We start from the raw sequence: 6,523 nt of genomic DNA, 5'->3' as shown, positions 1-6,523 counted from the left end.
GCTCTTCACCAGGCCCTTGCGGCGCAGCCGGGCGAAGAGCTGCTCCAGATAGCTGAGCGAAATCTCCTGCCGGGCGGCGATATCGGCCAGCGCCACGGCGCGGGCGGCCTCGTGCTCACGGCGCGCCAGGTCGGCCATGGCCATCACGGCGTAGCGGCCTTTCGTGGAGAGACGCATGGGAGTTGTCGCCTTTCGGGGCCCAATGCAGTTTTCGCGCGCATCCGGAGCGTCCTATGTTATGAGCCCCGCCTCGCACGAAGCGGGGTCGCGCCGGATGGCTGCGACTTAGGAAGACCGAGTACAGCAGTCAAGTATTCCGACTGCTCAAACCCGGGCGGAGAAGAGGTTGGTATGCCAGAGGTGGTTCTGACCGGTGCGGCCGGGCGGATCGAGGGGCGCTATTCCCAGGGCAAGAGCGAGACCGCGCCGGTCGCGCTGATCCTGCACCCTCACCCCAAGGCCGGCGGCCAGATGAACAATCCGGTGGCGGTGCAGCTCTTCCACCTGTTCATGAAGCGCGGTTTCTCGGTCCTGCGTTTCAACTTCCGCGGCGTCGGCCGCAGCCAGGGCGAGTTCGACGGCGGCATCGGCGAGCTCGCCGACGCGGCCACCGCGCTGGACTGGCTCCAGTCCACCAACCCCGCCGCGTCGCAGTGCTGGGTCGCCGGCTATTCGTTCGGCGCCTGGGTGGGCATGCAGCTCCTGATGCGCCGCCCCGAGACCGACGGCTTCATCTCCGTGAGCCCGCCGACCAACGCTTACGACTTCAGCTTCCTGGCCCCCTGCCCGGCGTCGGGCCTGATCCTGCACGGCCAGAACGATTCGGTGGTCCCGCCGATCGACGTGGAGCGCGTGGTCTCCAAGCTGCGCACCCAGAAGGGCATCGTCATCGACTACGACGTGGTCGAGGGCGCGACCCACTTCTGGATGGAGAACCTGCCCGACGTGGAAAGCCGCGTCGGCGCCTACCTCGACAAGCGCCTGGAAGCGAACCCGGCCTAGGCGCGGGTCAGCCACGCCGCCGTCGCCGCCCACCAGCCGGCGCCTGCGAAGGCCCACGTCACGAGGAGGTGCATGGTCGCCAGCACCGCCACGCCCGTCAGCCAGGCGGGATGCACCTTGCCTACCTTGCGCCAGTCGAGCGCGATCACGGCCAGCAGCATCAGCTCGATCACCAGGAACGAGCCCTGGTTCGCGCTCCCCGCGAGGCCTGCCGGGATGAACATGCGCCCGATCGCCGGCTGGGTGATCATGATGAAGGCGGCCAGCATCAGGCGCTGGTGGTAGTCGCGCCGTGTCCGGTTGATGAGCGCCATCGCGACGAGCACCGCCTCGGCGAGGATGCCGATGACCGGCAGCGCCATGAAGACCTTCGGGTCCGGCGAAGCCGGCGGCGCGTGCCCGAGGCGAGCGGCGGTGATCGCCGTCGACAGCCCCAGCACCACCATCGCCCCGAACAGCATCGCGCCCAGCATGCCAAGCTGCCGGTGCAGCCGCGGCCGGCCGACGCCGATCAGCGTGGCCTGGGTGACGAACAGCAGCGTCCAGAGCGTGAAGACCGCCCCGTGCGCCATGGTGAGCGGCGAGAGCGGCGGCGGAGCGTGGATCACGTCCTTGAGGTAGTAGGACGGTGCGAAGCCCACGAAGATCACGGCGGCGCAGATGAGCGCGGTCGCGACGTAGAGTTGGTTCTGCGATCCGGCGGAGGGCCGGACTTCGATTGCCTGTTGGGCCATGTTCACCCCCGATGAGAACACTGGCGAGATTGTCACCCGGCGCGGCCTTCGTGAAGCTGCGCCGATGCAGTGGGGTCCTGCAGGAATCGACAGGCGATGACGAGTTCAGAAGATGCGGTGCGCGCCCGCCGGCGCCTGACCAACAAGCTGATCGCGGGCCACGAGGCCCAGCGGCTGCGCCCGTTCTTCGCGCCCGACGTGAAGCTGATCGTCGGCGACGGCGACCTGATCCTGGGCGCCGACGCGGTGATCCAGGCCTTCGCCGGCCAGTTCGCCGAGCCCGGCTTCGTGACCTACGTCCGTGAGACCGAAGTCGTCGAGCTCGACGCCGCCGGCGCGCGTGCCGCCGAGCACGGACGCTGGACCGGCCGCTGGAAGGACCGCGAGATGGGCGGCGCCTATCTCGCCGTCTGGCGCAAGGCGACCGGCCAGTGGGTCATCGAGACCGAGCTCTACGTCACCCTGACCGTCTAGAACCACCGCCGCTGCGTGCGCCGCAGCGCCGCCACGACCGAGGCGGTGATGGCGGCTGACCGCTGTGCGGCGTTGCGGTCGGGGGCATGGCCCGCAACGCTCGCGCCCTCGGGCGTGGTCAGCCGCCAGGACCAGACCTCGCCGGCGACATCGAAAGCGAGGCGGAAGCCGTCTGGGGTGGGGAGAAGCGGCTTGTCCATGCTCGCAGGTTGGCGTGGTGGCGTGCAGGCCCGCCGCCGGGGCCTGTCGAGATTCCGTGCAGACGCTAGAGGTCCGCCCGCGGCAGCGTCACCCGGAAGGCCGCACCGGCGCCGTTGTCCAACAGGTCGATGTGACCCCGGCTCGCCGCCAGCAGCGACCGGGCGATCGGAAGGCCCAGGCCCGTCCCGCCCGTGGCGCGGTGGCTGGTGAAGAAGGGTTCGAACAAGCGCTCGCGGTCGGCCTCAGGCACGCCGGGCCCGTCATCGGTCACCGTCAGCACCACCTCGCCGCCATCCAGCGCGGCGGAGACGTTGGCCCGGCGCGCACCGGCCTGCCGGGCGTTCTGCAGCAGGATGGTGAGCACGCTCTCGACGGTGGTCGCGGGCGCGGCGACGGGCGGGACGTCCCGAGCCACGTCGACCTCCACGGCGAAGTCCGCGCGGACCTGGCCGTCGACGGCGCGGCGGACCGGTTCGGCCAGGTCGGTGGCGACCCCGGCCTCGGGCGTAGCCATGTCGGCGCGGGCCAGGTCGAGCAGGCGCGTCACCAGCTGCGAGAGCCGCTCGGAGTCGCCCGCAATGTTGTCGAGGAACCGCTTCCGCTCGTCGGCCGACATCGTCTCGTAATGGTCCTGCAGCAGCTCGACGGCCCCCGTTATGCCGGCGAGCGGGGTCTTGAACTCGTGGCTGACGGCGGCGGCGAAGTCGCGCAGGTAGCCCGAGCGCCGGTCGATCGCCTCGGCCATGGCCCGGAAGTCGGCGTAGAGGTCGCGGATCTCGATGGCCGCCGTCCGCGGCGTGCGCGGCACGCCCTCCATGCCGCGCGCCACCCGCTTGGACGCCGCGCTCAGCGTCAGGATCGGGCCGGTGACGCCGCGCGCGATCAGCCCGGCCATGATCACCAGCGCGCCCAGGATGACGGCGGCGGCCAGGGCCCACTTGCCGCGGTCCTCGTACAGCCCGCGGAACAGCGCCCGCGGCGAACGCGACAGCAGGAGCACGCCCTTCACCTGCCCGCCCACCACGATGGGCCGCGCATGGTGCAGGCGGATGCCCGAGGCCATGCTGAGCCACTCGAAGCGGTAGAGCGGGCGGTAGTCGCCGTTCACCCGCAGCACAGTGCGCGGGCGGCCGTTCAGCGCCGTCCGCACCTCCGGCAGGCCCGAGAAGTCCCCGCCCCGCCCCGGCCCGGCCACCGCAATGCCATGCCGGTCCAGCATGACCGCCGAGGCCAGCGTCGTGCGCACCGTTCGGTCGATGATCGGCGTGATCTCGCCGGCCACCGCCACCGCCTCCGGGTCGGCCGCCCTGCGCGCGCGGCGCGGCGGCGGCCGCTCGCCCAGCACCGGCCCGCGGCTGAGGTCGATGGTGGTCGACTCCGGCCGATAATAGCCGTCGGGCGGCTTCACGGGCCGCGGGATCGGCGCCGGCGCGCCCGGCCAGTCCACCGAGGCCACGGCCGCCAGCGCCGCGCCCTGGGCGACCAGCTCGGCCTCGGTCTGGCGCACCAGGGTGTTCTCGAAGACGCGCAGCGAGATGGCCCCGATCGCCGGCATGGCGGCGGCGAACAGCAGCACCCCGAACAGGATCACCCGCAGCCGCAGCTTCGGCCAGAAAGGGGCCACGACGTCCTTGAGCCCCTCGATCAGGCGTCGCGCGGTCAAGCGGGCGGCGCGGCGGGCTGGCCTTGGCAGGGCCCCAGGCGGTAGCCGACGCCCGCGCGGGTCTCCACGACGTCGTGGCCGCCCAGCGCCGCGAACTTGCCCCGCAAGTTGCGCACGTGGCTGTCGATGGTGCGGTCGGTGATGGCGAAGCCCGGGCCGTGGAGGCGGTCGATGATCGCATCGCGGCTGAACACGCGGCTCGGCGCGCCCATCAGGATCTTCAGGATGCCGAACTCGGTGACCGTCAGCGCCGCCTCGGTCCCGCCCCAGCGGGCGATCCAGCTGTCGGGGTCCAGCGACAGCCGGCCGTGGCTCAGCAGGGCGGCGGCCGGTTCGGCGGGCTTGGCGGCGCGGGCGCGGCGCAGGATGGCCTGCACGCGGGCCACCACCTCGCGGGGACTGAAGGGCTTCACAACATAGTCGTCGCCGCCCAGCTCGATCCCAAGCACTCGGTCGATCTCGTCGTCGCGCGACGACAGGAACAGGATCGGCAGGTCGCCCTTGGCCCGCAGCCGGCGGCACACCTCCAGCCCGTCCAGCTTGGGCATATTGATGTCGAGGACCACCAGGTCGGGCGGCAGGTCGGCCACGGCGGCCAGCGCCGCCTCGCCGTCCTCGGCCTCGCGGGCGGAAAGACCGGCCTTCTCCAGGGCGAACACCAGGAGCTGGCGAATGTGGGGATCGTCGTCGACGACGAGGACCTGAGGCATGAACGTCATGTTCCGGGCTTCGGGCTGCGGGTCAATGGGGCGGCTGGCGGCGGATCGACCGGCGGCATCTCGGACGGAAAACCGGCCGCGCAATACTTGTAGAAGTCGCCAGCGGTCATGGCGAACGGCATTGGCCGTCCGTCGCCGCCCAGGAGCTCCCGCATCCGGTCGATCCTGCGGGCGTCGCGGAAGCGCCATCCGCGCCACGCCCCCTGCTTGCGCAGGGTGTCGCCAAGGATCAGCTGCCGGGCCGCCGTGACCTTCGCCGCGGTCATCGGCGGTAGCGATCGGCGCTCGGCCTCAGCCAGCGGGACCAGCGCCGCGCCGCCCAGGGTCTCGAGGTAGCAGACGTCCAGTTCGACCCCCTGCCCGCCGACATCGCGCGCGTGGCGCACGTTCCACGCCGCGGTGATGGCGCCGAGATCCACGACGCTGCAGACGACCAGCACGACGCCCGCGGCGATGAGGTTGGCGTTGATGAGCCAACCCGAGCTCTTCCCGCGCAGCAGCCGCCAGGTGACGAGGATCAGGCCGGTCGCCACCAGCGCTATCCAGAGCAGCGCCGCGATCCGCATCCGGGTCAGCGAATAGGCCTCGATGTAGTCGATGGTGCGGAGCGCGGTCGACGCCACGAGGAAGAGGTTCTGCGCGACCCAGACCGTGACGAGCATCCGGACCGGCCGCGAGTCCGCCGTCGCCGAGCTGGGCCGGAGGAACACGAGCACGAACAGCCCCGCCAGCAGCGCCGTGGCGATCAGGGGCTCGGCGCCGCGGTGCGCGTACTCGGAGAACGAGACGCCCTTCGGCAGGCCCGCCCCGCTCCACAGAAACGCGATGTCGAGGCCGTTCTGGACCGCGAAAATGAGATTGAAGACCACTAGCGACGCGACGATCGATCCGGTCGTCACCCCCGGGACGTTTAAGTCGCCGTCCAGGCCGGGGGTCTTCAGCGTGCGCCGCAGGCCGCGCGGGCGCAGCACGGCCCAGACGATCAGGGTGACCATGATCCAGAAGACGAGCCGGGCGATCTGCAGTTCGGGCAGCCGGATCGCCCCGAAGGCCTCGTCGATCACCGGGTTGGCGGCGGCGAACAGGCTGACGAACACCACGCCGCCGACGACGGGCAGCACGGCGCCGGCGATCATCAGGGTGAGGCGAATGGGCCCGTGACGCGCCCTCACCTTGAGGACGTCGCGCACATCGAGCGGCGGCCCGACCAGCGCCTTCAGGCCTCCGGCGATCAGCCGCTGAAACCAGCGCCAGCCGTCCTGTCCCTGCGGTGCGCGAGGCGCGAGCGCCGCGACCGCCATGGCGACCGCGAACAGCAACCAGCCGATGAAGGTCGCCCGCTCGATCTGCAGCGCCGCGAGCAGGGCGGCCGCGGCCAGGGCCAGCATCGCCAGCCGGTGACGGCGGATCGCGGAGTTGGTCAGGCCGACGGCGGCGACCAGCGCCAGGCTGAACAGGCCGAGGTTCAGGCCCAGGCCATCGACATCGAAGAGCAGGACATCGGCCGCGGCCACCACGGCGACGGCCAGCACAGCCTTGATCCAGAAGCTCGGCAGCCGCGCCCGCATCGGCGGAGTATCCCCTCGTCGTTGGGGACACTCTCGGCCCGACTCGGTCGCGGACCTAGCCGGACCGCCGCGCGGAGGCGGTCCGGTTCATGTGCAGGACCCGTGCAGACGCCGCCTTCAGCGGTTCAGCTCGAGCCCCTTCAGCGACCCCTCGGCGCGCCA

Annotated in this window: 8 protein-coding genes; 2 read left to right on the top strand and 6 right to left on the bottom strand. The window is 71.4% G+C overall.

Annotation, left to right across the window (positions count from 1 at the left end; all coding sequences use genetic code 11):
* Positions 1 to 177, bottom strand: a 177-nt coding sequence (locus VGD44_RS22480; RefSeq protein ID WP_331090615.1) for an Rrf2 family transcriptional regulator, incomplete at its 3' end; no start/stop codon positions are given.
* Between the two features lie 174 nt (positions 178 to 351).
* Here VGD44_RS22480 and VGD44_RS22475 point away from each other — a divergent pair.
* The gene (locus VGD44_RS22475; protein ID WP_331090614.1) at positions 352 to 1,002 is read left to right on the top strand and encodes an alpha/beta hydrolase; all 651 of its coding nucleotides are present in this window, start codon (positions 352 to 354) and stop codon (positions 1,000 to 1,002) included.
* On the opposite strand, the gene VGD44_RS22470 is transcribed toward VGD44_RS22475, so the two are convergent.
* Positions 999 to 1,736, bottom strand: coding sequence for a hypothetical protein (locus VGD44_RS22470; RefSeq protein ID WP_331090613.1), 738 nt, complete (start codon positions 1,734 to 1,736; stop codon positions 999 to 1,001). The genes VGD44_RS22475 and VGD44_RS22470 overlap by 4 nt on opposite strands.
* Before the next feature lie 96 nt (positions 1,737 to 1,832).
* Between VGD44_RS22470 and VGD44_RS22465 the strand changes: the two genes are divergently transcribed.
* Positions 1,833 to 2,210: a YybH family protein gene (locus VGD44_RS22465; RefSeq protein WP_331090612.1), complete on the top strand. Its 378-nt coding sequence runs from the start codon at positions 1,833 to 1,835 to the stop codon at positions 2,208 to 2,210.
* On the opposite strand, the gene VGD44_RS22460 is transcribed toward VGD44_RS22465, so the two are convergent.
* The 4 genes from VGD44_RS22460 to VGD44_RS22445 all read right to left on the bottom strand — a co-directional run bounded on the left by VGD44_RS22460 (position 2,207) and on the right by VGD44_RS22445 (position 6,361).
* On the bottom strand, positions 2,207 to 2,410 hold the full coding sequence (locus tag VGD44_RS22460; RefSeq protein ID WP_331090611.1) for a hypothetical protein: 204 nt from the start codon (positions 2,408 to 2,410) through the stop codon (positions 2,207 to 2,209). The two genes, VGD44_RS22465 and VGD44_RS22460, sit on opposite strands and share 4 nt — an antisense overlap.
* 65 nt (positions 2,411 to 2,475) lie before the next feature.
* Positions 2,476 to 4,074: a HAMP domain-containing sensor histidine kinase gene (locus VGD44_RS22455; RefSeq protein WP_331090610.1), complete on the bottom strand. Its 1,599-nt coding sequence runs from the start codon at positions 4,072 to 4,074 to the stop codon at positions 2,476 to 2,478.
* On the bottom strand, positions 4,071 to 4,793 hold the full coding sequence (locus VGD44_RS22450) for a response regulator transcription factor (protein WP_331090609.1): 723 nt from the start codon (positions 4,791 to 4,793) through the stop codon (positions 4,071 to 4,073). The genes VGD44_RS22455 and VGD44_RS22450 overlap by 4 nt, the downstream gene beginning before the upstream one ends.
* Positions 4,790 to 6,361, bottom strand: a complete 1,572-nt coding sequence (locus VGD44_RS22445; RefSeq protein ID WP_331090608.1) for a DUF4173 domain-containing protein — start codon at positions 6,359 to 6,361, stop codon at positions 4,790 to 4,792. Before VGD44_RS22445 ends, VGD44_RS22450 begins: the two co-directional genes overlap by 4 nt.
* Between the last annotated feature and the right edge of the window lie 162 nt (positions 6,362 to 6,523).

Origin of the sequence: Phenylobacterium sp., from assembly GCF_036402295.1 — a bacterium.
Classification (GTDB): Bacteria; Pseudomonadota; Alphaproteobacteria; order Caulobacterales; family Caulobacteraceae; genus Phenylobacterium.
The sequence above is the reverse complement of the archived record's forward strand: the minus strand, read 5'-3'. Positions and strand labels throughout refer to the sequence as shown.

Coding starts and splice junctions, on each gene's coding strand:
- VGD44_RS22465 (WP_331090612.1), top strand. CDS start 1,833: ATGACGAGTTCAGAAGATGCGGTGCGCGCCCGCCGGCGCCTGACCAAC.
- VGD44_RS22450 (WP_331090609.1), bottom strand. CDS start 4,793: ATGACGTTCATGCCTCAGGTCCTCGTCGTCGACGACGATCCCCACATT.
- VGD44_RS22445 (WP_331090608.1), bottom strand. CDS start 6,361: ATGCGGGCGCGGCTGCCGAGCTTCTGGATCAAGGCTGTGCTGGCCGTC.
- VGD44_RS22475 (WP_331090614.1), top strand. CDS start 352: ATGCCAGAGGTGGTTCTGACCGGTGCGGCCGGGCGGATCGAGGGGCGC.
- VGD44_RS22460 (WP_331090611.1), bottom strand. CDS start 2,410: ATGGACAAGCCGCTTCTCCCCACCCCAGACGGCTTCCGCCTCGCTTTC.
- VGD44_RS22470 (WP_331090613.1), bottom strand. CDS start 1,736: ATGGCCCAACAGGCAATCGAAGTCCGGCCCTCCGCCGGATCGCAGAAC.